At 68.7% G+C, this 23036-nt stretch carries 20 protein-coding genes and 2 tRNA genes; 14 read left to right on the forward strand and 8 right to left on the reverse strand.

Annotated elements, in window-relative coordinates; genetic code table 11:
• Nucleotides 1–10: 10 nt before the first annotated feature.
• From AB4Y74_RS07345 to pepN, 3 genes are all read right to left on the reverse strand, one after another.
• Complete coding sequence (locus AB4Y74_RS07345) at nucleotides 11–877, reverse strand: ABC transporter permease subunit (RefSeq protein ID WP_441798451.1); 867 nt, start codon at nucleotides 875–877, stop codon at nucleotides 11–13.
• Complete coding sequence (locus AB4Y74_RS07350; RefSeq protein ID WP_441798452.1) at nucleotides 874–1785, reverse strand: ATP-binding cassette domain-containing protein; 912 nt, start codon at nucleotides 1783–1785, stop codon at nucleotides 874–876. The genes AB4Y74_RS07345 and AB4Y74_RS07350 overlap by 4 nt, the downstream gene beginning before the upstream one ends.
• 151 nt (nucleotides 1786–1936) lie before the next feature.
• On the reverse strand, nucleotides 1937–4483 hold the full coding sequence (gene pepN / locus AB4Y74_RS07355) for an aminopeptidase N (RefSeq protein ID WP_441798453.1): 2547 nt from the start codon (nucleotides 4481–4483) through the stop codon (nucleotides 1937–1939).
• Nucleotides 4484–4582: 99 nt separating this feature from the next.
• On the opposite strand from pepN, the gene AB4Y74_RS07360 reads away from it, so the two are divergent.
• From AB4Y74_RS07360 to AB4Y74_RS07375, 4 genes are read left to right on the forward strand one after another with little or no spacing between them, the layout of a single operon-like run.
• Nucleotides 4583–5071, forward strand: a complete 489-nt coding sequence (locus AB4Y74_RS07360; RefSeq protein ID WP_441798454.1) for a ribose-5-phosphate isomerase — start codon at nucleotides 4583–4585, stop codon at nucleotides 5069–5071.
• On the forward strand, nucleotides 5071–6057 hold the full coding sequence (locus AB4Y74_RS07365; RefSeq protein ID WP_441798455.1) for an Fpg/Nei family DNA glycosylase: 987 nt from the start codon (nucleotides 5071–5073) through the stop codon (nucleotides 6055–6057). Before AB4Y74_RS07360 ends, AB4Y74_RS07365 begins: the two co-directional genes overlap by 1 nt.
• 9 nt (nucleotides 6058–6066) lie before the next feature.
• Nucleotides 6067–6705, forward strand: a complete 639-nt coding sequence (locus AB4Y74_RS07370; protein WP_441798456.1) for an FMN-binding negative transcriptional regulator — start codon at nucleotides 6067–6069, stop codon at nucleotides 6703–6705.
• A gap of 13 nt (nucleotides 6706–6718) precedes the next feature.
• The gene (locus tag AB4Y74_RS07375) at nucleotides 6719–8164 is read left to right on the forward strand and encodes an amidohydrolase (RefSeq protein ID WP_441798457.1); all 1446 of its coding nucleotides are present in this window, start codon (nucleotides 6719–6721) and stop codon (nucleotides 8162–8164) included.
• Nucleotides 8165–8326: 162 nt separating this feature from the next.
• Here the strand turns inward: AB4Y74_RS07375 and AB4Y74_RS07380 are convergent, their stop codons facing one another.
• Together AB4Y74_RS07380 and AB4Y74_RS07385 are read right to left on the reverse strand one after the other, a co-directional pair.
• Nucleotides 8327–9604 (reverse strand): alpha/beta hydrolase, encoded by a 1278-nt coding sequence (locus AB4Y74_RS07380; protein WP_441798458.1) that lies wholly within the window; start codon nucleotides 9602–9604, stop codon nucleotides 8327–8329.
• A gap of 94 nt (nucleotides 9605–9698) precedes the next feature.
• Nucleotides 9699–10181, reverse strand: a complete 483-nt coding sequence (locus AB4Y74_RS07385) for a Dps family protein (protein WP_441798459.1) — start codon at nucleotides 10179–10181, stop codon at nucleotides 9699–9701.
• A gap of 157 nt (nucleotides 10182–10338) precedes the next feature.
• Here AB4Y74_RS07385 and AB4Y74_RS07390 point away from each other — a divergent pair, with 157 nt between their 5' ends.
• The 4 genes from AB4Y74_RS07390 (at nucleotide 10339) to AB4Y74_RS07405 (ending at nucleotide 14257) form a co-directional block, all read left to right on the forward strand.
• Nucleotides 10339–11901, forward strand: coding sequence for a multicopper oxidase family protein (locus tag AB4Y74_RS07390; protein WP_441798460.1), 1563 nt, complete (start codon nucleotides 10339–10341; stop codon nucleotides 11899–11901).
• On the forward strand, nucleotides 11891–13264 hold the full coding sequence (locus AB4Y74_RS07395; protein ID WP_441798461.1) for a sensor histidine kinase: 1374 nt from the start codon (nucleotides 11891–11893) through the stop codon (nucleotides 13262–13264). The genes AB4Y74_RS07390 and AB4Y74_RS07395 overlap by 11 nt, the downstream gene beginning before the upstream one ends.
• Nucleotides 13265–13369: 105 nt before the next feature.
• Nucleotides 13370–14029 (forward strand): response regulator transcription factor, encoded by a 660-nt coding sequence (locus AB4Y74_RS07400; protein WP_441798462.1) that lies wholly within the window; start codon nucleotides 13370–13372, stop codon nucleotides 14027–14029.
• A gap of 15 nt (nucleotides 14030–14044) precedes the next feature.
• Nucleotides 14045–14257: an antitoxin gene (locus tag AB4Y74_RS07405; RefSeq protein WP_441798463.1), complete on the forward strand. Its 213-nt coding sequence runs from the start codon at nucleotides 14045–14047 to the stop codon at nucleotides 14255–14257.
• Nucleotides 14258–14410: 153 nt separating this feature from the next.
• On the opposite strand, the gene AB4Y74_RS07410 is transcribed toward AB4Y74_RS07405, so the two are convergent.
• Nucleotides 14411–14484 (reverse strand) — tRNA-Gly (locus AB4Y74_RS07410).
• Between the two features lie 118 nt (nucleotides 14485–14602).
• Between AB4Y74_RS07410 and AB4Y74_RS07415 the strand changes: the two genes are divergently transcribed.
• From AB4Y74_RS07415 to clpX, 6 genes are all read left to right on the forward strand, one after another.
• Nucleotides 14603–14677, forward strand: a tRNA-Pro gene (locus tag AB4Y74_RS07415).
• A 60-nt stretch (nucleotides 14678–14737) separates the two neighbouring features.
• Nucleotides 14738–16153: a trigger factor gene (tig, locus tag AB4Y74_RS07420; protein WP_441798464.1), complete on the forward strand. Its 1416-nt coding sequence runs from the start codon at nucleotides 14738–14740 to the stop codon at nucleotides 16151–16153.
• Nucleotides 16154–16234: 81 nt separating this feature from the next.
• Nucleotides 16235–16720, forward strand: a complete 486-nt coding sequence (locus AB4Y74_RS07425) for a tetratricopeptide repeat protein (RefSeq protein ID WP_441798465.1) — start codon at nucleotides 16235–16237, stop codon at nucleotides 16718–16720.
• A 111-nt stretch (nucleotides 16721–16831) separates the two neighbouring features.
• Nucleotides 16832–17425, forward strand: a complete 594-nt coding sequence (locus AB4Y74_RS07430; protein WP_441787385.1) for an ATP-dependent Clp protease proteolytic subunit — start codon at nucleotides 16832–16834, stop codon at nucleotides 17423–17425.
• Nucleotides 17426–17455: 30 nt separating this feature from the next.
• A complete protein-coding gene (locus AB4Y74_RS07435) occupies nucleotides 17456–18124 on the forward strand; it encodes an ATP-dependent Clp protease proteolytic subunit (protein WP_441798466.1) in 669 nt (222 codons plus the stop codon).
• Between the two features lie 178 nt (nucleotides 18125–18302).
• Nucleotides 18303–19577 carry an ATP-dependent Clp protease ATP-binding subunit ClpX gene (gene clpX / locus AB4Y74_RS07440; protein ID WP_441798467.1) on the forward strand — a complete coding sequence of 425 codons (1275 nt, stop codon included), beginning with the start codon at nucleotides 18303–18305 and terminating at the stop codon, nucleotides 19575–19577.
• Here the strand turns inward: clpX and AB4Y74_RS07445 are convergent.
• Both AB4Y74_RS07445 and AB4Y74_RS07450 read right to left on the reverse strand, forming a co-directional pair.
• Nucleotides 19534–20835: an ion channel protein gene (locus tag AB4Y74_RS07445; protein ID WP_441798468.1), complete on the reverse strand. Its 1302-nt coding sequence runs from the start codon at nucleotides 20833–20835 to the stop codon at nucleotides 19534–19536. The genes clpX and AB4Y74_RS07445 overlap by 44 nt on opposite strands.
• A gap of 79 nt (nucleotides 20836–20914) precedes the next feature.
• Nucleotides 20915–22954 (reverse strand): M3 family metallopeptidase, encoded by a 2040-nt coding sequence (locus tag AB4Y74_RS07450; RefSeq protein WP_441798469.1) that lies wholly within the window; start codon nucleotides 22952–22954, stop codon nucleotides 20915–20917.
• Nucleotides 22955–23036 lie beyond the last annotated feature (82 nt).

The following is a 23036-nucleotide window of genomic DNA, read 5'->3' on the forward strand; positions in this document are numbered from 1 at the left end:
ACGCTTCCGGTCAGGCGTCCCTGCGCTGTAGCAGGACTGCGCCGACGACGAAGGACACGGCCGCCCAGACGAGGACCGTCACGACGTTCGCCCACGGCTCGAGCGTGCCGTTGGCGAGTCCCGACATCCCCGAACCCGCGTTGCTGATCAGGTAGTGCTCGGCGTCGGCCACCCACTGCGTCTGGGTCCGGCCACTCACCACGCTGGCGATGATCGGCAGCACCAGGAGCACCCCGAGGGCACCGGCGACGCCGCCCGCCGTCGACTTCAGGATGGCGCCGACTCCGAGCGCGAATACGGCCACGAGAGCGAGGTAGGTGGCAGCGCCGAGTACCGCCCACAGGGTGTCGGACGAGTACAGATCGCCCGTGTAGCCCTTTGCGGTCAGGATGGGCACCGCCACCCCCCACGACGCCGCCGAGCTGACGAGGCCCGCGATGAACGCGACCACGAAGAGGACGAGGGCCTTGGCCGCGAACACCGGGAACCGGCGCGGCACCGCGGTGAACGAGGAGCGGATCATCCCGGTCGAGAACTCGCCGCTCATCACCAGCACGCCAAGCACCGCGATCACGAGCGATGCGAACGTTAGCCCCGCGGTTGCGGCAGTCGACGCGAAGTGCGCCGCCTGAGCCTCCACCGCAACTCGCTGGGCCGCGGAGACGCGGTCGACGAAAGTCGTCTTGTCCGGGATGACGAACGCGACGAGCGAGGCGATGCCCACCACGAGCACGACCACACTGATGAGCGTCCAGAACGTGGAACGCAGCGTGCGGAGTTTGATCCACTCGGAACGGACGACCCGCGGGAAGCTGAGTCGGCCGAGCGAGGTGTGCGGGTGGGTGGCACCCGGGGTGGATGCGGTGGCGGTGCTCATCGGCTGACCTCCGTGCGGTACTCGACGTCGTCCTGGGTGAGTTCGAGGTACGCCTCTTCGAGGGAGGCGCTGATCGGCGTGAGCTCGTGCAGCACGATCCCGTCGCGGGCGGCGGCCTCGCCGATCTGTGGTGCGGTCAGCCCGGTGATCTCGAGCAGCTCGGCCTCGACGCCCGTGACGGCGACGTCGGCACCGGCCACGGCCCGGGCGAGCTGCTCGGGCTGAGGGGTGCGGACACGCACGGCGTGCCGGGTCGCTCCGGCGAGGATGCGGTCCACGGGCGCGTCGGCCAGCACGCGGCCGCGGCCCAGTACGACGATGTGGTCGGCGGTCTGTGCCATCTCGCTCATCAGGTGCGACGACAGGAAGACCGTGCGGCCCTGCCCGGCGAGGTGGCGCGCGAACTGGCGCACCCAGAGCACGCCCTCGGGGTCGAGACCGTTGACCGGCTCGTCGAGGATGAGGGTCGCTGGATCGCCGAGCATGGCGGCGGCGATCCCGAGGCGCTGCCCCATCCCGAGCGAGAAGCCGCCGACGCGCTTGCTGGCGACCGACTCCAGGCCGGTCATGCCGATGACCTCGTGGACGCGGGCCTTCGGGATGCCGTGGGTCGCCGCGAGCGAGAGCAGGTGCGCATAGGCGGTGCGCCCGGTGTGGATGGCCTTGGCGTCGAGCAGGGCACCCACCTCGGTGAGAGGGGAGCGGAACTCCGCGTAGCGCTTCCCGTTGATGAGAGCGCTGCCGCTGGTCGGGCGGTCGAGGCCCATGATCATCCGCATGGTCGTGGACTTGCCTGCGCCGTTGGGGCCCAGAAAGCCGGTGACCTTGCCCGGCTGGATGGTCACGGTGATGTCGTCGACGGCGGTTTTCGCGCCGAACCGTTTCGTGAGGTGATCGAGTTGGATCATGACTCCGAGACTAGGGGCGCGAAGTCGGCGGCAACATCCACCCGCGGTACTACGGCGAGGCGGACGGCCGGAAACGACGAACCTCCGCTCCCGCGGAATCGGCGGGATCCCGGGGAGCGGAGGTTGTCAGTGCCGCTCGACGCGGCCGTATTCAGGCCAGCGCGTCGCGCTTCTGCGCGGCGAGCGCGCGCTCGACTCCGGCCAGGTTCTCGACGACCATGCGGCGCAGCGCGGCCGGCTCCGCGTTGGCGTCGAGCCATGCCCGCGTCGCGTCCCGCAGCTCCTCGTTGGCGAGCGGAGCCGGGTACATGCCCTCGACCAGGTACTCGGCGATCTTGTAGGTGCGCGAGGTCCAGACGCCCTGCAAGGCCGCGAAGTACGGCTCGACGAACTGGGCCAGCACGCTCTTGTCCTTCGCGCGCTGGAACCCGATCCCCGTGTACCGGACGATCGTGTTCGGCAGGTTGTCCGAGCCGAACACCGAATCCCACGCCGCCTGCTTGCCCTCGAGCGTCGGGATGCTGGCGCGTGCCTGGGCGGCGAACTGGCCGCCGTTCGCGGTGTTGTCCGCGGCGAGGGCCGCGTCGATCTCGGCGGTCCCGGCCGCCCCTCCCGCGACGAGAGCGACCAGCAGCTCCCAGGAGAGGTCGGTGTCGATCGTCAGGCCGTCGAGCGTGATGGAGCCGTCGCGGAGGCCCGCGATCACTGACAGCTGCTCGTCGGTCGAGGCGAGCGCGGCGAAGAACTTCACGAACTGGAACTGCGCGTCGCTTCCCGCCTCGGCCCCCTTCGCCAGCTCCCACAGCGCGTCGGCGGCATCCTGCGCCGTCTCCGCCTGCCGCTCGGGCGCGACGTAGGCCGTCGCCGCGAGGACCAGCTGGTTGAGGGTCGTCCGGATCGTGGTCGACTCGGTCTCCGACGCGATGTTGCCGAGCACCAGGCGCACGTAGTCGCCAGCGCCGGTCTCGGCGTCGCGGGTCGCATCCCACACCGCGCCCCAGACCAGGGACCGCGCGAGCGGGCTCTCGATGTCGGAGAGGTGCTCGATCGCGACCTTCAGCGACTCCTCGTCGAGGCGGATCTTCGCGTAGGCGAGGTCGTCGTCGTTGATCAGGATGAGGTCGGGGCGACGAGTGCCGACAAGGTCGGTGACCTCGGTCCGCTCGCCGTCCACATCCAGCTCGATGCGCTGATCGCGCACGAGTTTGCCTTCCTGGAGGCTGTAGAGGCCGATCGCCAGCCGGTGCGGACGGATGGTCGGGTAGTCGGCCGCTGCCGACTGCATCACGGCGAACGACGTGATGGTGCCGTCGGCATCCACCTCGAGCTCCGGGCGCAGCGTGTTGACGCCCGCGGTCTCCAGCCACTTCTTCGACCAGTCGGTCAGGTCGCGGCCGCTGGTCGCCTCCAGCTCGACCAGGAGGTCCTTGAGCTCGGTGTTCCCGTGCGCGTGCTTCTTGAAGTACTGCGCGACACCGGCGAGGAAGTCGTCCTGCCCGACCCAGGCCACCAGCTGCTTGAGCACCGATGCGCCCTTCGCATAGGTGATGCCGTCGAAGTTGACCTGCACGTCCTCCAGGTCGTTGATCGTGGCGACGATGGGGTGCGTCGACGGCAGCTGGTCCTGGCGGTAGGCCCAGCTCTTCTCCATCGCGGCGAAGGTCGTCCAGGCCTCGGTCCACTCGGTGGCTTCGGCGGTGGCGAGCGTGGAGGCGTACTCGGCGAACGACTCGTTCAGCCAGAGGTCGTTCCACCACTTCATCGTCACGAGGTCGCCGAACCACATGTGGGCGAGCTCGTGCAGGATCGTGACGACCCGGCGCTCCTTGATCGCGTCGGTCACTTTGGAACGGAAGACGTACGTCTCGGTGAAGGTGACAGCGCCGGCGTTCTCCATCGCGCCCGCGTTGAACTCCGGTACGAACAGCTGGTCGTACTTCTCGAACGGGTACGCGTAGTCGAAGCGCTCCTCGTAGAACGCGAAGCCCTCGCGGGTCTTGTCGAAGATGTAGTCCGCGTCGAGGTACTCGGCGAGGCTCTTGCGCGTGTAGACGCCGAGCGGGATGGTGCGGCCGTCGCGGCTGGTGAGCTCGCTGTGGACCGACTCGTACGGCCCTGCGACGAGCGCGGTGATGTAGGAGGAGATGACGGGAGTCGCCGGGAACGCCCACACCTTCTTGCCGTCGCCGGCGTCCTGCGGCTCGGGCGTGGGGGAGTTGCTGACGACCGCCCAGTGCTCGGGAGCCGTGACCGTGAACGTGAACTCGGCCTTGAGGTCCGGCTGCTCGAAGACGGCGAACATGCGGCGCGAGTCCGGAACCTCGAACTGGCTGTACAGATAGACCTCACCGTCGACCGGGTCGACGAACCGGTGCAGGCCCTCACCGGTGTTGGTGTAGATCGCGTCGGCGTCGACGGTCAGCTCGTTCTCGTCCTTCAGCCCATCGAGCTGGATGCGCACCCCGTCGCTCACGGTGGCCGGGTCGAGCTCGACCCCGTTGAGCGTGACCGAGTGGACCGTGCGCGTGATGGCATCGATGAACGTGGACGCGCCCGCCTGAGCGGAGAAGCGCACGGTCGTCGTGCTGCGGAACGTCTCCGGCCCCGTCGTCAGGTCGAGCGTGACGTCGTAGCTGTGGGTGCGGACGAGCGACGCGCGCTCCTGCGCTTCGATGCGGGTGAGGTTTTCTCCGGGCAACGCTGACTCCTTCGCGGATCTGGGGTGTGGATCGTGTCCACCGGACCCACCTTAGCCACCGCCGCAGGCGCGGTCAGTGGTCGTCCCTAAACTGTGGATATGCGCATCCACATCGCCACCGATCACGCCGGCCTCGACTTCAGCACGCACCTGCAGGAGCACCTGGCGGCCGCCGGTCACGAGGTGATCGACCACGGGCCGACGGAGTACGACCCCATCGACGACTACCCGGCGTTCTGCATCAACGCGGCCGCCGCCGTGGTGCGCGATCAGCAGGCGGGCGTCGAGGCGCTCGGGATCGTCTTCGGCGGGTCCGGCAACGGCGAGCAGATCGCCGCGAACAAGGTGCGTGGCGTGCGGGCGGCACTCGTCTGGAGCACCTCGACGGCGCTCCTCGCCCGGCAGCACAACGACGCGAACGTGATCGCGATCGGCGCCCGTCAGCACACGGTCGAGGAGGCCACCGGATTCATCGACGCCTTCATCGCCGAGCCGTTCTCGTTCGAGGAGAGGCACGTGCGACGCATCGCCCAGCTGGCAGAGTACGAGGCCACGGGCGACATCGCGGGTAAGAACGTGGACCGCTGATGCCCGAGGGTCACTCCGTCCACCGCATCGCGAAGCAGTTCGCAGTCAACTTCGTCGGCCATCGGGTGGCCGTCTCCTCGCCGCAAGGCCGGTTCGCGTCAGACGCGACCCGCATCGACGGGCACGTCATGACCGACGCCAAAGCGGTCGGCAAGCAGATGTTCCTCGAGTTCGACAACGGGCTCTGGTTGCGCGTCCACCTGGGGCTGTACGGTGCGTGGGATTTCGCGGGAGAAATCAGTATCGATCCGACCATCGCGAGTGCGAACGGGCGGATGGGGCAGACCAACCAGCGGGGGACCGAGCTCGACCCGATCCTCGACGCTGAAGGCGAGAACTCCCTCCACTCGATCGGCGCACCCCGCCGCACCCGCTTGCGCATGGCCGAGTCCGAGAAGGTCGGTGACGAGATCACGACCTTTCCGCCCGACCCGATCGGCCAGGTCCGGGTGCGGCTGCTGACGGACACGGCGGTCGCCGACCTGCGTGGCCCGACGGCCTGCGAGGTGCTCGACCCGGCCCAGGTGGATGCGGTGATCGCGAAGCTGGGGCCCGATCCCCAGGTCGACGACAGCCAGGAGGCGGAGGACCGCTTCGTCTCGATCGTGAAGCGGAAGCCCACCTCGATCGCCCTCCTACTCATGGACCAGAGCGTCGTCAGCGGGATCGGCAACGTCTATCGCGCCGAACTTCTCTTCCGGGCTCGGCAGAACCCGCACACGCCCGGCAAGAAGGTCGCCGAAGACACGGTCCGCGCGCTCTGGCGCGACTGGGTGCACCTGCTGCGCATCGGTGTCGAGACCGGACAGATGATGACGATGGACGACCTCGACGACGACTCGTTTCGCCGCGCGATGGCCAGCCGTGACGACCGCCACTGGGTCTACAAGCGCGAGGGTCTGCCGTGCCGGGTCTGCGGCACGAACATCGTCATGGAGGAGCTGGGCGGCCGCAAGCTGTACTGGTGCCCGGTGGATCAGGCCTAGGAGGAACCCGTGCGACAGAATCCCAGCTTCACCCTCGGCGACCCCGACGAGCTCAAACGACTCGTTCGCGAGAACCCGTGGGCGACCTTCGTCAGCTCCGCGTCGACCGGGCTGGTCGCATCCCACTACCCCGTGATCCTCGATGAGACGCGGGAGGAGCTGAGCCTCCTGGCCCACGTCGGCCGCCCGGACGAGCAGCTGCACGAGCTGGGGGAGCACGAGCTCCTCATCGTGGTGCAGGGCCCGCACGGCTACATCTCGTCGGGGTGGTACGACGAGAACCCCGCGGTGCCGACGTGGAACTTCGTCACCGCGCACTTCTCCGGTATTCCGGAGATTCTGAGCGACGAAGAGAACCTCGAGGTGCTCGCGCGGCTGGTCGACCACTTCGAGGACCCGCTGCCGTCGCCTCGCCGCATGCGCGGAACGCTTCAGGATGCGCGGTACGCCGAGCGGATCGCCTCCGGAACGGTCGGCCTGCGGCTGACGCCGACGCGGGTGGTCGCGAAGCAGAAGATGAGCCAGAACCGTCCCGACCACATCGTCGACGCGATCATGTCCGAGCTCGACGGCGACGGCCCCTACGCGAGCCCCGGCCTGCTCCGCGAGATGCAGCTGGTCCACGACCGGCGCCGCGCCGCCCGATGACGGTCGTCGTCCGATGACGCTGGTCCTCGCCGGAGTGCGGCTTCCCGGCCGTGACGCGCCGGTGGATGTGGTGCTCGATGGCGCCCGGATCGCGGCGGTTTCGCCCGCGGGGCACACCGCGGTCGGCGGCGGCGAGCGCATCCCGCTCGAGGGTCGCTGGCTGATCCCGGGTCTCTGGGACCACCACGTGCACTTCACGCAGTGGGCGCAGACGGCGCGTCGCCTCGACGTGTCCCGTGCCGCTTCCGCCGCCGACGCCGCTGAGCTCGTCGCCCGGCGCGCCGCAGCCGAACCGGGTGACGACCTCATCGTCGGCTTCGGCTTCCACGACGCGCTCTGGCCCGACCTCCCGACCCGCGAGCTGCTGGATGCGGCGGCCGCCCGTCCCGTGGTGCTGATCGCGGGTGACCTGCACTGCTCGTGGCTCAACACTGCAGCGGCCCAGCGGTTCGCGCCGGACTCGACGGACGCGGTGCTGCGCGAAGACGCCAGCTTCGCCGTGACCAGCCTGCTCGCCGCCGCGGACGACGCGACGCTCGACCGCTGGGCGGACGACGCCGCGCGTGCCGCAGCGGCGCGCGGGGTCGTCGGCATCGTCGACCTCGAGTACGGGTGGAACCTGGACGTCTGGACGCGGCGCATGGCCGCGGGTGCGGACAGCCTCCGTGTCGAGTTCGGAATCTACGGCGACCATCTGTCGCGCGCCGCAGACCTCGGACTGCGTACCGGCGACTCGATACCAGGAACAGCGGGCCTCCTCACCGTCGGCCCGTTCAAGGTCATCTCGGACGGCTCCCTCAACACCCGGACCGCTCTGTGCTCCCACGCCTACCCCGACGGCGGCCACGGAGTCGCGAACCTCACGCCGGCCGAACTGGTGGAGCGGATGCGGTTCGCCGTCTCACACGGTCTGGAGCCCGCGGTCCACGCCATCGGCGACGAGGCGAACCGTCGCGCGCTCGACGCCTTCGAGCAGGTCGGCGCCGGCGGCCGCATCGAGCACGCGCAGCTGATCGCCGAGTCCGACATCCCCCGCTTCGGCCGCCTCGGGGTGACCGCCAGTGTGCAACCCGAGCACGCGATGGACGATCGGGACGTGGCCGACCGGCTGTGGGAAGGGCGTACCGACCTCGCCTTCCCGCTCGCCGCGCTGCACGCGTCCGGCGCCCGGCTCGCCTTCGGCTCCGACGCGCCGGTCGCGCCACTCGACCCGTGGGCGGCGATCGCGTCGGCCGTCGGCCGCACCCGCGACGGCCGCGAGCCGTGGCATCCTGAGCAGTCGGTCTCCGCCGAGGTGGCGCTGAGGGCATCCGTTCGCTCCGCGGTCGCGCCGGGGCAGCCGGCCGACCTCGTCGTGGTCGATCGCGACCCCTTCGCGTGCGCGCCCGACGACCTGCGCACGATCCCCGTCGCGGCAACCCTCCTCGCCGGCCGCTTCACCCACGACGCCCTCCACTGACGTCCCTGCGGCGCGGATTCGTCACGAATGTCCGCTTTGGCCGGCGTATTTCGGACATTCGTCACGAATTTCCGCTTTGGCTGCATCGCAACATTCGTCACGAATGTCCGCTTTGGCCGCCGTATTCGGGACATTCGTCACGAATGTGGGCGGGGGCTCTGCTCAGTGCCCGCGCAGCAGGAGACGGTCGGGGCCGGGCACCGTCGCGATCGCAGCGTTCCGCAGCGACTCGGTGTACGCATCCAGATACCCGTAATGGGCGAGGTGCTCGGCGTACTTCTGCTCGAACAGCGCGGTGTTCGTGATGTGCGACCAGGCGCTCGACAGCGGGTCGTCGTTCCACGGCGAGTGCAGCACGGGCGCGTGCCCGGTGACCGGCAGGAGGTCGGCCGCCGTGTCCCCGTCGACGCTGATCACCGTCGCCCCGAAGGACGGCGACCGCGGGTCCCGTCGGGTGAAACGGCCGAATCGAGCTTCGCCGTCCGCCTCGGCCTCACCCGCGTACACGTGCTGCGTGTGCAGCGCGCTCGCGTTCGGGATGCGCTCCTCGATCCCGGCCGAGCCCAGCATCACGAAGGCGTAGACACCGAGGTCGCGTGCGTCCGACAGCGCATTCGCACTCGTCGTCGTGCCGTACGAGTGCGCCACGACGTTCAGGGCGCGGGGGAGCGCATCCACCCGCACCGCGTTCACGCCGCGCAGGTCGGCCGTGAGCAGCGGCGCGCCGCGGGCTGCATAGTCGCCGAGGGCTGCGTCCACACCGGGCGGGGGAGTCACGTATCCGATCCACGACACCACGGCCCGCCGGGTCGGCGCGCCCACCTCGCCCTGCTCGTCCCACAGGTTCTGGGCGGACTGCGTCCACAGCTGCATGTCGTCGGTGTAGGTGCCCATGCCGGGCACGACGAAGGTGATGTCGGACGCCGAGTCGAGGTCGCCGAGGGCGATCGCCGCGAGCGGCGGCCGGTCGAGACTCAGCCCGATCAGGTGCCGCGCCGGCGTCCGCTTGCCCTTCAGGGCCTTCTGGACGGCCATGAGCGAGACGAGCACCCGCTGCGCCTGGGCGTCGTCCGGATGCTTCTCCAGCGCGCGCTTCTCCGTCGCGAGCGCGTGCGTCAGTGCTCGGCGATTCGCCTTCTCGCGGTCGCGGTAGTCGATCCCGTCCAGGTTCCCGACGATCTCCGGGAGTGTCTCGATCGCATCTCTCCGCGTCTCCGCGTCGAGGGAGACCCACTCGTCGTGGACGGCGTCCGGGTCGGTGTTCGCGAGCTGGATGTCCAGCTCGGGATGCTCCGCGAGGTACTTGTCCTGCTCCTCGTCGTTCATCGCCTTCAGCACGTCGAAGGTCGTGATCGGCGCAGCCCCCGCCGCGGGTGCCACCAGCAGCCCGACCACCGCGACCACGCCCAGCGCGAACGCGACGATCACCCGGCGGACCATGGCCAGAGCGTAGTGGGGCGACGCCGGGAGTGTCCACGGCGGAACGACGAAGGGCCGCCCGCGTTCGCGGACGGCCCTTCGAGTGAGTGTGCGCCTACTCGCTGATGTGCGCGAACAGGAACCAGCGGTCCTTGTCGAGGCCGCGAGCGATTTCGATGGCGACGTCCTGGCTGGTCTGGTCGAGCTCGGCGAGCTCGCGGACGGCCGTGTTCACGCCGGCGAGGGCCGCGTCGAGCTGCGCGATGACCTCGGCGATGGTCTCGTTCGACGGGCGGAAGCCCGCGGTGAGTTCGCCGGTCGTCGTCTTCGCCGCAACCGTGCCGAGGCGCGCATCCACGGGCAGGCCGAGGGCGACGATGCGCTCCGCGGCCAGGTCGGCCCACTCCTGCGCGTGGTCGACGATCGTGTCGAGCAGCTCGTGCACGCCGATGAAGTTGGCGCCGCGCACGTGCCAGTGCGCCTGCTTACCGTTCACCACGATCGCCGTGAGGTCGATCACCACGGGGGTGAGGAACTGGGCGACCCCGGCCGCGATGTCCGGGTTGGAGACACTCTGGGTTGCAGCGATGTCCGTCATGGGTGGGCGTCCTTTCTTCTGCCTGGCTCAACGCTACTCAGGCCGCGGAATTCCGCAACGAAGCGAAGGCTCCGCTAACTAAGGTCGGGTTAACCCCCGGACCATTTGGGAGGGCGGTGGGATGGGTCCGCCCGCCGAGCTCGACCAGGCTCGAATCGTGACTTCGAGACTCCGCCGCCCCCGTGCATCCGCCATCGCCCTCGCTCTGGCGGTTTCGACTGCGGTGGCCGCTGCGGTCTCTCTCGCCGCGTGCAGCGGACAGGGTGCAGGCACGATCGATACCGTGGGAAAAGTCGACTTCGCGACCGCCCTGCCGGTGCCGCCGTTGGCGACACCGACGGTCGCCCCGGATGGCACGAAGAGCTTCGAGTTGGATGCCCGAGCCGGCACCACCGAGTTCCTGCCGGGCAAGCAGACCACGACCTGGGGTTTCGACGGCGCCTACCTCGGACCGACGCTCGTGGCCGAGCGCGGCGACACGGTGCGCGTCCGCGTGACCAATCACCTCACTGAAGAGACCAGCGTCCACTGGCATGGGATGCACCTCCCGGCACGCATGGACGGCGGTCCCCACCAGATGGTGTCTCCGGGCGAGGTGTGGCAGCCGACCTGGCGTGTGGACCAGCCCGCCGCGACCCTCTGGTATCACCCGCACCTGCATGGCCGGACGGAGGAGCAGGTCCAGCTGGGCATGGCCGGAATGTTCCTCATCCACGACCCGCAGGAGGAGGCGCTGGCGCTTCCGCGCACGTACGGGGTCGACGACCTCCCGGTCATCGTGCAGGACAAGCGGTTCGCGTCCGATGGCCAGTTCACCGACGGGGTGTCTGGCTTCATCGGCCCGATCGGCGACACCCTGGTGGTGAACGGCGTGGTCGGCCCCTACGTCGACGTCTCCTCTGACCGGGTCCGCCTGCGGTTGCTGAACGCGTCGGCTGCACGCACCTACGACTTCGGATTCGCCGACCGGCGGACGGTCGCGCTCGTCGCGACCGACGGCGGACTGCTGCCCGCGCCGGTCCCGCTCGACCACATCCGCCTCTCGCCGGGAGAGCGCGCCGAGATCGTGGTCACCGTGCGTCCCCGCGAGCGGGCGGTGCTGCGTTCCTTCCCTCCCGCCCTCGGCCTGGAGGGACCCCTGCCGGGCATGAACGCCGGCTCGGACACTCTCGACGTGCTGGAGCTGCGTGCCGCAGCCTCGCTCACTCACGGACCCGACGTCCCTCCCGTCCTCGCCCCGATCGAGCGGTGGGATGCCGCTTCCGCGGCGGTGACCCGAAGCTTCCGGCTGGACGGCCACGAGATCAACGGCCGCAGCATGGAGTCGGGCCGGGTCGACGAGACCGTCACGGTCGACACGCTGGAGGAGTGGGTCGTCACCAACACGATGGACCTGCCGCACAGCTTTCACGTGCACGACGTGCAGTTCCAGATCGCCTCGATCGACGGCGACCCGCCGCCACCCGAGCTCGGCGGCTGGAAGGACACCATCTACCTCCCTCCGCAGAGTGAGTTCCGGCTGTTGCTCCGTTTCACCGACTTCACCGACCGCAACGCGCCGTACATGTACCACTGCCACCTGCTCGCTCACGAGGACGCCGGGATGATGGGCCAGTTCGTGGTCGTCCGTCGCGGTGAGCACGCGGGCACCGTTCCGGAAGACACCACCGCTCCGCATGGCGGCAGCGGCCCACGAAAGGACACCAGTCATGACCACTGAGAACGCTTCTGCCAACCTGGACACTGTGACCGCATCCACCGCCCCCGCGTCGCGCGCCCGCTACGGGTCGCTGTGGCGCGGGGTGCCCCGGGAGCTCGGCTTCCTGCTGCTCACCATGCCGATCGCGATCATCGGGCTGTCCGTGCTCATGTCGCTGTTCTGGACGGGCGTCGGCACCATCGTCATCTACGTCGGCATCTTCATCGTGGTCGCGACCTTCTACACCGCGCGCGGTTTCGGGATCGTGGAGTTGACCCGCCTCGACTGGGCGGGTCGTCCAGCCATCCCGCGGCCGGTCTGGGAGAAGCCGGGCACCCCGCGCACCTTCTGGCGGACGATCTTCGGTCCTTTCGCCAACGGTCACTACTGGCTGTACCTGCTGCACGGGATCGTGATCAACCCGATCGTCAGCGTCGTCACGTGGACGCTGACCATCGTCTGGCTGTCGGTGGCTCTCGGAGGCCTGACCGGGTGGATCTGGGAGCCGTTCATCCCGCAGGGCGACCGCGACTTCTTCCTGTCGCAGACCATCGTCGACTGGGTGTTCCGCACCCAGTCGACCTTCGACCCGATCGTGGGCGACCGCATCCTGTACGTCATCGCCGGTGTGCTGTTCGCCGTGACTCTGCCGTTCGTGACGCGCGGACTGACCCTGGCGCACGACGCCGTCGCCCGCGGGCTGCTCGGCCGCTGGCCGTCGGAGGCGCTGCAGCGCGAGGTCGCGGACCTGTCCGCTTCCCGCGGCGCGGCGGTGGCCGCCGAGGACCAGGCGCTCCGCCGTCTGGAACGGGACCTGCACGACGGCCCGCAGCAGCGGCTGATCCGCCTGCAGATGGATATCGCCGCCGCCGAGCGCAAGCTCGCCGACGACCCTGAGGCCGCCGCGACACTGCTCGCCGAGGCGCGGCAGCAGGCCGGCGACACCCTGGAGGAGCTGCGCGCCCTCTCGCGCGGCTTCGCCCCGCCCATCCTGCAGGACCGCGGCCTGGTCGCCGCCGCCGATTCGCTGGCCGCCCGCAGCCCCATCCCGATCACCGTGGAGTCGTCCCTCGCCGCGGGGGAGCGGTTCAGCCCGGAGATCGAGCGCAACGCGTACTACGTGCTCGCCGAACTGGCCGCCAACCTGGCGAAGCACTCCGGCGCGACGGGCGCCCGCCTCTTCATCGACCGGTCGGTGGATGCAGCGGGTGCGGCCTGGCTGAACGTCTGGCTGACCGACAACGGCCACGGGGGAGCGTCGATGGTCGACGGCCACGGCTTGCGCGGTCTGGAGGAGCGCGTCCGCGGACTGCGCGGCGAGCTGACCGTAGAAAGCCCGCTCGGCGGCCCCACCCGAATCGGCGCGCGCATCCCGCTCGCCTGACCCGCCCCAGCCCCCATCGGTTCCTCGAAAAGTGTGCGCTTCGCCGGCGTGTCGATCGGACTTTTCGAGGAACGGTTGGCTGCTTGAGGCCAATAGGCTGGGTGCGTGCCGAGTGGAGACCGACCCCTGCGTGTTGTCGTCGCGGACGACTCCGTCCTCCTGCGGGAGGGCCTCATCCGCCTGTTCGACGAGGCCGGCCTCGACACGGTCGGCGCGTTCGGGGATGCCGACACCCTGCTCGAGTCGCTTCCCGACCTGATGCCGGACGTGGTGGTGCTGGATGTGCGGATGCCGCCGACCTTCCGCGACGAGGGCGTTCGTGCCGCCCTCCGCATCCGGCGCGAGCATCCCGACATCGCCGTACTGCTGCTGTCGCAGTACGTCGAGGTCACCTACGCGCAGGAGCTGCTGGCCGGCGGCGAGGGTGGCACCGGCTACCTGCTGAAGGACCGCATCGCTTCGCTGGACGAGCTGCAGGATGCGGTCACCCGCGTCGCCGCCGGCGGCACCGTGCTCGATCCGCAGGTGGTTCGCGAACTCCTGACCCGTCGCACCGACCCGCTGGCGACGCTGACCCCGCGCGAGCGGGAGGTGCTGGAGCTGATGGCCGAGGGACGCACAAACGCGGCGATCGCCGCCCGCATGGTCGTCGGAGTCGGCGCGGTCGAGAAGAACGTGACGTCGATCTTCCAGAAGCTCGGCCTGGAGGACTCGGGCGACGACCACCGCCGGGTGCTCGCGGTACTGGCCTTCCTGCAGCGCTGAGTGTTGGATGGCCGCATGGCTGGTTTCGACGACATCACGAAGAAGGCGCAAGAGTTCCTGAACGACCCGAAGGTCAAGGACGCGCTCAGTTCCGAGCAGGCGGAGGGCGTCAGCGACACGCTGTTGGACGGGGTGGCCGGTGCCGCGAAGAAGGCGACGGGAGGCAAGTTCGGCGACAAGATCGATGGCGCCCGCGACGAGGCCGACAAGCGCGTCGGCAACGAATAGCGGTCAGCGACTGGGCCGGATCGGCTGCAGCGACGCGATCGCACGCTGCGCGTCGGTGGGGCACCGGCGAATGCTGCGTCTGGGTACGACTGCGCCTGCGCGAGCACCCGCAAACGTTTCAAACGGCGTCATTCGCGGCGCGGATGGGGGATTTGGAGGGGATGACGGGAATCGAACCCGCGTAATCAGTTTGGAAGACTGAGGCTCTACCATTGAGCTACATCCCCGGGGCCGCAACTGCGACACCGTGGCCGCCCTCTGCGTGACGGCCGGAAACCATCGTAGTACACGCGGCACCTGCGGGCGTGCAGTAGACTCGGTGGCGGTCTTTCGCACCGTTTTGCCCGGGGCGTAGCTCAGCTTGGCTAGAGCGCCCGCTTTGGGAGCGGGAGGTCGCAGGTTCGAATCCTGTCGCCCCGACGAGGACCTCGTTCCTTGCGAGAAGACCATCGTTCGAACATTCAGGAGAACCCAGACATCGTGAAGACCACGGTCGAAAAACTGAGCCCCACCCGCACGAAGCTCGTCATCTCGGTGACGCCGGAGGAGCTGCAGCCGTCCATCAAGCACGCCTACGAGCACATTGCCGAGCAGGTGACCATTCCCGGTTTCCGTAAGGGCAAGGTGCCGGCGCCGATCATCGACCAGCGCGTCGGCAAGGCCGCCGTTCTCGAGCACGCGGTCAACGAGGGCCTCGACGGGTTCTACCGTCAGGCCGTCGAAGAGAACGACGTGCGCCCGCTCGGCCGTCCGGAGGCGGACATCACCGAGTGGCCGAACGAGAAGGACTTCTCGGGCGACCTGCTGCTCACCATCGAGGTGGATGTGCGCCCCGAGGTGGCACTGCCGTCGTTCGACGACATCACCATCACGGTCGATGCGGCCGAGGTCAGCGTCGATGACGTCGAGGAGGAGCTCGACCGCCTCCGCAGCCGCTTCGGCACGCTCGTGACGGTCGACCGTCCGGCCAAGGCCGGCGACTTCGCGCAGATCGACCTGGTCGCCATGATCGGCGGCGAAGAGGTCGACACCGCCGCCAACATCTCCTACGAGATCGGCTCCGGCGAGCTCATCGAGGGCATCGACGAGGCCCTCGACACCCTCACCGCCGGCGAGACCACGACCTTCGAGGCACCGCTCATGGGCGGCGACCACGAGGGCGAGAACGCGCAGATCACCGTCACCGTAAACGCCGTCAAGGAGCGCGAGCTCCCCGAGGCCGACGACGACTTCGCGCAGATCGCCAGCGAGTTCGACACCATCGGCGAGCTGCGCCAGAGCCTGCGCACGCAGGTCGAGCGCGCCAAGGTGTTCGGCCAGGGCACGGCCGCTCGCGACCAGCTGGTCGACAAGCTCCTCGAGCTGGTCGAGATCCCCGTCCCGGCGCAGCTCGTCGAGGATGAGGTGCACCGCCACCTGGAGCAGGAGAACCGCCTCGAGGACGACGTCCACCGCGCAGAGGTGACGGAGTCCAGCGAGAAGACCTTCCGCACGCAGATCCTCCTCGACGAGGTCGCTCAGGAGAATGACGTCAAGGTCAGCCAGGACGAGCTCACCCAGTACCTCATCCAGGGCGCCGGCCAGTACGGCATGGACCCGAACGAGTTCGTCAAGATCCTGTCCGAGAACGGCCAGATCCCGTCGATGGTCGGTGAGGTCGCCCGCAACAAGGCCCTCGCGATCATCCTCGGCAAGGTGAAGGTCGTCGACAGCAACGGCAAGCCGGTCGACCTGGCCGAGTTCACCGCCATCGCCGACGACGCGGACGCCGACGCGGACGACGCGGCCGCGACCGACACCGACGCTGCGACCGAAGCGGCTCCGGCCGACGAGGCCCCCGCCGCCGAGGAGAAGCCGAAGAAGCGCTCCACGAAGAAGAAGGCCGACGACAAGTAAGCCTTCTGTCTGGTTGACCCGACACGCCGTCTCGTACTGTTACGAGACGGCGTGTTGTGTCATGTGGATGAGGGAGTACAGATGGACGACTGGCGACAGCGAGTGGATGCGGCCTGGGCCGCCGCCGACGACGCGGGGGAGGACGCGACCCTCGCCGCGATCGACGAGCTCGTCGCCGAGCGCCCCGCCACCGACGCCGAGGCGCTCTTCGAGGCCGCAGGCGCACGGGACTTCGCCGGACGCGAAGTGGACGCCGAGCCTTTCTACCGCGCGGCGCTCGCCCACGGACTGGTGGAGCCGTACCGCGGCCAGGCGATCGTGCAGCTCGCCAGCACGCTCCGCAACCTCGATCGGTCCGCGGAGGCGTTGAGCCTGCTCCGTGACTTCCTGGCCGCGGAGCCCGAGCATCCCCTGGCCGATGCCGCCCGGGCGTTCGCCGCGCTGGCGCTCTTCGACGATGGGATGCGCGCCGACGCGCTCCGGGAGGCCCTCGCCGCGCTCGCGCCGCACCTCCCGCGGTACGGCCGTGCCGTGACGGCGTACGCCGCTGCGCTCGAAGACTACTGAGCCGCCGGTACCGCCCCCGCGACACCGCTCTCTGCCGAGGGCGAACAGCGCCGAAATGCGCGCGGCCCTCCGATAGATTCAATGCCAAGCGACAAAGGAAATGGAGCGAACATGGCCGACATGGGTATCCAGCCCAACGTTTTCGACCGACTGCTGAAGGACCGGATCATCTGGCTCGGCTCCGAGGTGCGAGACGAGAACGCGAACGAGATCGCCGCGAAGCTGCTGCTCCTGGCTGCGGAAGACCCGAAGCGGGACATCTACCTCTACATCAACTCTCCCGGTGGTTCGATCACCGCCGGTATGGCCATCTACGACACGATGCAGTTCGTCCCGAACGACATCGTCACCGTCGGTATCGGCATGGCCGCCTCGATGGGTCAGCTGCTGCTGACCGCGGGCACCAAGGGCAAGCGCTACATCACGCCGAACGCGCGGGTGCTGCTGCACCAGCCGCACGGCGGGTTCGGTGGAACCGCGAGCGACATCCAGACGCAGGCGCAGCTCATCATCGACATGAAGAACCGCCTAGCCGAGATCACCGCTGAGGCGACCGGCAAGTCGGTCGAGCAGATCAACGCCGATGGCGACCGCGACCGCTGGTTCACTGCGCAGCAGGCGCTGGAGTACGGCTTCGTCGACCACATCCGCGAGTCCGCCCTCGACGTCGCCGGTGGCGGCGGAACCGGCGCGGACACCAAGTAGCAGGCCGCTGACAAGGATAAGGACACAAGAATGAACACCCCCATGCTCGGCGGTCAGGCTTTCCAGGGCGTCCAGGCGCCCGGCTCCCGCTACATCCTGCCCAGCTTCGAGGAGCGCACGGCCTACGGCTACAAGCGCCAGGACCCGTACGCGAAGCTCTTCGAGGACCGCATCATCTTCCTCGGCGTGCAGGTGGACGACGCCTCGGCGGACGACATCATGGCCCAGCTCCTCGTGCTCGAGAGCCAGGACCCGGACCGCGACATCGTCATGTACATCAACTCGCCCGGTGGTTCGTTCACCGCGATGACGGCGATCTACGACACGATGCAGTACATCCGCCCGCAGATCCAGACGGTCGTGCTCGGCCAGGCCGCGTCGGCCGCCGCCGTGCTCACCGCCGCAGGCTCCCCGGGCAAGCGCCTGGCGCTGCCGAACGCGCGCATCCTCATCCACCAGCCCGCCGTCGGCGAGGCCGGTCAGGGGCAGGCGTCCGACATCGAGATCCAGGCCGCCGAGATCCTGCGCATGCGCACCTGGCTGGAGGAGACGCTCTCGAAGCACTCCAACCGCTCGGTCGAGCAGGTCAACAAGGACATCGACCGTGACAAGATCCTGTCCGGTGCCGAGGCCCTCGAGTACGGCCTGATCGACCAGGTGCTGACCAGCCGCAAGGCAGTGCCGGCACTGGTCAAGTAACCGCGACACCCCGGCGGGGTGGTCGTCCCTCGGGACGACCACCCCGCTTTTTCGTGGGCGGAGACCGCATCTGCTGAGGGCAGAACCGCCGCGTTAAGCAAAACGGCCGACCTGCGCCCCAATGTCGTCCGCACGGGTTAGGCTCGACGAAAGTAACCCGAAGAAGGAGGGTCGAGGGATGGCACGCATCGGGGAAAGCGCCGATCTGCTGAAGTGTTCCTTCTGCGGCAAGAGCCAGAAGCAGGTTCAGCAGCTCATCGCCGGTCCAGGCGTGTACATCTGCGACGAATGCGTCGAGCTGTGCAACGAGATCATCGAGGAGCGGCTCGCCGAGGCGGGCGAAGAGACGTCGAGCGAATTCGACCTCCCGAAGCCGAAGGAGATCTTCGGCTTCCTCGAGGAGTACGTCATCGGCCAGGAGCAGGCCAAGCGCTCGCTCGCAGTCGCGGTGTACAACCACTACAAGCGCGTGCGCGCCAAGCAGACCATCACGTCCGCCGACTCGCTCGACGACGTCGAGATCGCGAAGTCGAACATCCTCCTGATCGGCCCGACCGGCTGCGGCAAGACCTACCTGGCGCAGACGCTGGCCCGCCGGCTCAACGTGCCGTTCGCGGTCGCCGACGCCACAGCGCTCACCGAGGCAGGGTATGTCGGCGAAGACGTCGAGAACATCCTCCTGAAGCTCATCCAGGCTGCCGACTACGACGTCAAGCGGGCCGAGACGGGCATCATCTACATCGACGAGGTCGACAAGATCGCCCGCAAGGCCGAGAACCCGTCGATCACGCGTGACGTCTCCGGTGAGGGCGTGCAGCAGGCGCTGCTGAAGATCCTCGAGGGCACGGTCGCCTCCGTTCCGCCGCAGGGCGGTCGCAAGCATCCGCACCAGGAGTTCATCCAGATCGACACGACGAACGTGCTGTTCATCGTGGCGGGCGCGTTCGCCGGACTCGAAGAGATCATCTCGTCGCGTGCGGGCAAGAAGGGCATCGGCTTCGGAGCCCCGCTGCACTCCAAGGGCGACGACATCAACCTCTTCAGCGAGGTGCTGCCGGAAGACCTGCACAAGTTCGGGCTGATCCCGGAGTTCATCGGCCGCCTTCCGGTCGTGACGACGGTGACGCAGCTCGATCAGGTGGCTCTGATGCAGATCCTCACCGAGCCGAAGAACGCGCTGGTGCGTCAGTACCAGCGGATGTTCGAGATCGACGGCGTCCAGCTCGAGTTCGACCACGCGGCGCTCGAGGCCATCGCCGACCTGGCGGTTCTCCGCAAGACGGGCGCCCGCGGGCTCCGCGCCATCATGGAGGAGGTGCTCGGCCCGATCATGTTCGAGGTGCCGTCCAGCTCCGAGGTGGCACGGGTGGTCGTGACGAAGGAGGCTGTGCTCGAGAACGCAGCGCCGACTATCGTCCCGCACCGTCCGCGGCGCGAGGAGAAGTCGGCGTAACAGCCGCCGTCGGGATGAGCAGTTCCGGCGCTTTGGTCACCATCAGCCACGCGGGCAAGATCGCCAGGGCGAGCAGCGGCAAGATGAGCAGGTTCTGAGTCACTGCCACGCCGACGAAGATGGCGATCCAGCCGTCTCGGGCTGCCGCCAGCGTCATGCCCATGACACCAGCCGCGACCGCGACCTGCACCGGGACTGCCGGCACGAGGGCCGCCGCGAGTGTACCGACCGCTGCCCCGATGAACACCGCGGGGAACACGCGTCCACCGCGGAACCCGGCGCTGGCCGCGATGAGCAACGCGGCCAGCTTGACGACCACGATGAGGGCCAACTGTCCGGCGCTGTAGTCGGCACGGTTCACGACGAGCTCACCCATCTGCGACAGCCCCTTGAACAGGGTGATCGGGCCGCCCAGCGCCCCGAGCGCGCCGAGGACGACGGCACCCGCCAGGGTCATGAGCACGGGGTGACCGATCGCGTGAAACAGCCGGTGCACCACCGGAAACAGGTAGACCGCGACGAGTCCGACCGCCGTGGCGATCGCGCCGACGACCAGCGCCGCCACCACATCCCACCCGGTGATCGCGGTGTACGCGGGCATCGGCACGGCGAAACTAGGATGCGCGAGCAGGGTCATGGTGATCGACCCGGCCGCCGCGGCCACCAGCGGAAGGAAGAGTTTGTCCCAGAGGGCGCCGCCGCCCTTCACCGAGGCGACGACTCCGGTGAAGGCGAGAGCCGCCGCCACCGGCGTGCCGAACAGGGCGCCGAGCGTCGCAGAAGCCGCCATCATCATGACCAGCTGGCCCGGAACCGCCTTCCACAGCCGCCCGACCAGCGCGACGAGCAGACTGATGTTGATGGCGATGATCGGGTTCTCCGGACCCAGGCTGACACCACCGCCGAGACCGAGGATCGCCGCGAGCGCCAGCGACGGCACCGCCATCGGCCGGATCGGGGGAGCGATCAGCTCCGTCGTCGCCGAGTCCGGTCCGCCGTGGCCCGGAACAAGCCAGATCGTGAGGCCGACCACCAACCCGGTGAAGGTCAGCACGGCGAAGATCCACCATCCGGACGAGGGATCGATGCCCAGCGCATCCGGCAGGGCCGTCCAGTATCCCTTCGCCAGCAGGTCGCCGAGTTCGTCCACCACCCACAGGGCGAGGCCGCTGATCACCCCGATGACTACCGCCGGGATGCTGAGCAGCAGTAGTTGCCGCACGCTCGGTGCCGCCAGTTCCGGCTGGCTCGTCGTCATGCCCTCTCCCTCCGCGTTGCGCTCAGAGTAGGGGGCGGTCCCGGTGCTCGGCTAGCGAGCAGCCGGCGACGCCACAGCATCACCCATCGAGGCGCCGACGTTTCAGCAACGGCTCGATCTCGGCGTCGCGTCCGCGGAAGTCGCGGTACGCCTCCAGAGGATCTTTGGACCCGCCGACGCCCAGCAGCCGCTTCCGGAATCGGTCGCCGTTCTCGCGCAGCAGACCGCCGTTCTCGCGGAACCACTCGACGGTGTCGGCGTCCAGCACCTCGCTCCAGATGTAGGAGTAGTAGCCAGCGTCGTAGCCGCCCGAGAACGTGTGGGCGAAGTAGGTGCTCGCGTAGCGCGGCGGGACGGCAGGGTTGTCCAGTCCGACCGCTGCGAGAGCTTCGGCCTCGAAGGTCGCGACGTCCGTGACGGCGTCGTCGGCCGTGATCCGGTGCCACGCCTGATCGAGCAATGCGGCGGCCAGGTACTCGCTGGTGAGGAAGCCCTCGTTGAAGCCCTCTGCGGCATGCAGGCGGTCGACGAGGTCCTGCGGCATCCGCTCGCCGGTGCGGTGGTGCACGGCGTAGTTCGCCAGAACCTCCGGCCACAGCATCCACATCTCATTCACCTGGCTCGGGAATTCGACGAAGTCGCGGAACACATTGGTGCCGGCGAACTTGGGATAGGTCACCCGCGCGAACAGCCCGTGCAGCGCGTGGCCGAACTCGTGGAAGAGGGTGTTCGTCTCGTCGTAGGTGAGCAGCGTCGGCTCGCCGGCTGCGGGCTTGGGCACGTTGAGATTGTTCACCACGACCGTGGGCGTGCCGAGCAACTCGGACTGCGAGATCAGCGGGTTCATCCAGGCGCCGCCACGCTTCGAATCGCGCGTGTACAGGTCGAGGATGTAGAGGCCGAGTTCAGAACCGTCTTCATTGCGCACCTCGAAGACACGGGCGTCCGGGTGGTAGGCGACGAGGTCGGGGCGCTCGGAGAAGCTGATGCCGTAGAGGCGGTTCGCCGCGAAGAAGACGCCGTCGTGCAGCACCCGCTCGGCTTCGAAGTACGGGCGCATGGCAGCGAAGTCGACGTCGTACTTCTCAGCGCGGACCTTGCCGGTCAGGTGAGCCCAGTCCCACGCCTCGACCGTCTCGCCGTCGCCCAGCAGGGGCTGAAGGTCGGCCTGTTCGGTGCGCGCGTTGCGAGCGGCCGCAGGAGCGAGCCGGCCGAGCATGTCGGCGACCGCCTCGGGGGTGCGGGCCGTCTGGTCAGCGGTGACGTAGGCGGCGTGCGTGTCGAACCCGAGGAGGCGCGCGCGCTCGGCACGCAGCCGGGTGATCTCGAGCACGAGCTCGCGATTGTCGTTCTCGCCGCCGCGGATGCCGCGGGCGCGGGAGGCCTCCATGATCCGCTCGCGCGACGAGCGCGGCGTGAGGTCGGCGAGCCACGGGTGGCCGGTCGGCAGGACGAGCGTGACGACGAACTTGCCGTCGAGACCGCGCTCGGCGGCGGCCTGTGCGGCGGCGGACCGTTCTCCGTCGCCGAGACCGTCGAGCTCGTCCGCGGTGTCGAACACCACGGCGAGTTCGTTCGTGTCCGAGAGGAGGTTCTTCTCGAATCGGGTGGTGAGAGTCGAGAGTCGCTGATTGTACTCGCGCAGTCGGTCCTTCCCGGCGTCGTCGAGGCCCGCGCCGGCGAGCGTGAACTCCGCGTAGTACCGCTCCACGAGGTAGCGCGACTCCGCGTCGAGGTCGAGCTCGTCGAGACGCCCGTGCAGGTCGGCGATGCGCGCGTAGAGGTCGGGGTTGAGTCGGATGGCGTCGCTGTGCGCGGCGAGCCGCGGTGCGATCTCCTCTTCCAGGGCGTTCGTGAAGTCGGTGCTGTCGGAGGAGCTCTTGTTGAAGAACACCTCGGCTACGCGCTGCAGCGTCTGACCGCTGCGCTCCAGAGGCAGCATCGTGTTCGCGAAGGTGGGGGAGTCGGTGCTCGCAACGACCGCAGCGACCTCCGCGAGCTGCTCCTCCATCCCGCGCTCGAAGGCCGGCCGGTAGTGCTCGTCGCGGATGTCGGCGAACGGCGGGAGTCCATAGGGGAGCGTGCTGGGCGAGAGGAAGGGATTCGCGGTATCGGCCATTGCTCCAGCCTAGACAACCGCGAGGCGGCTCGCAAAGAAATGGTTGCAAACAAATCAATGCAAACAAAGTGTTGCAAAGAAG

This window comes from Leifsonia sp. RAF41, from assembly GCF_052114085.1.
GTDB lineage: Bacteria > Actinomycetota > Actinomycetes > Actinomycetales > Microbacteriaceae > Leifsonia.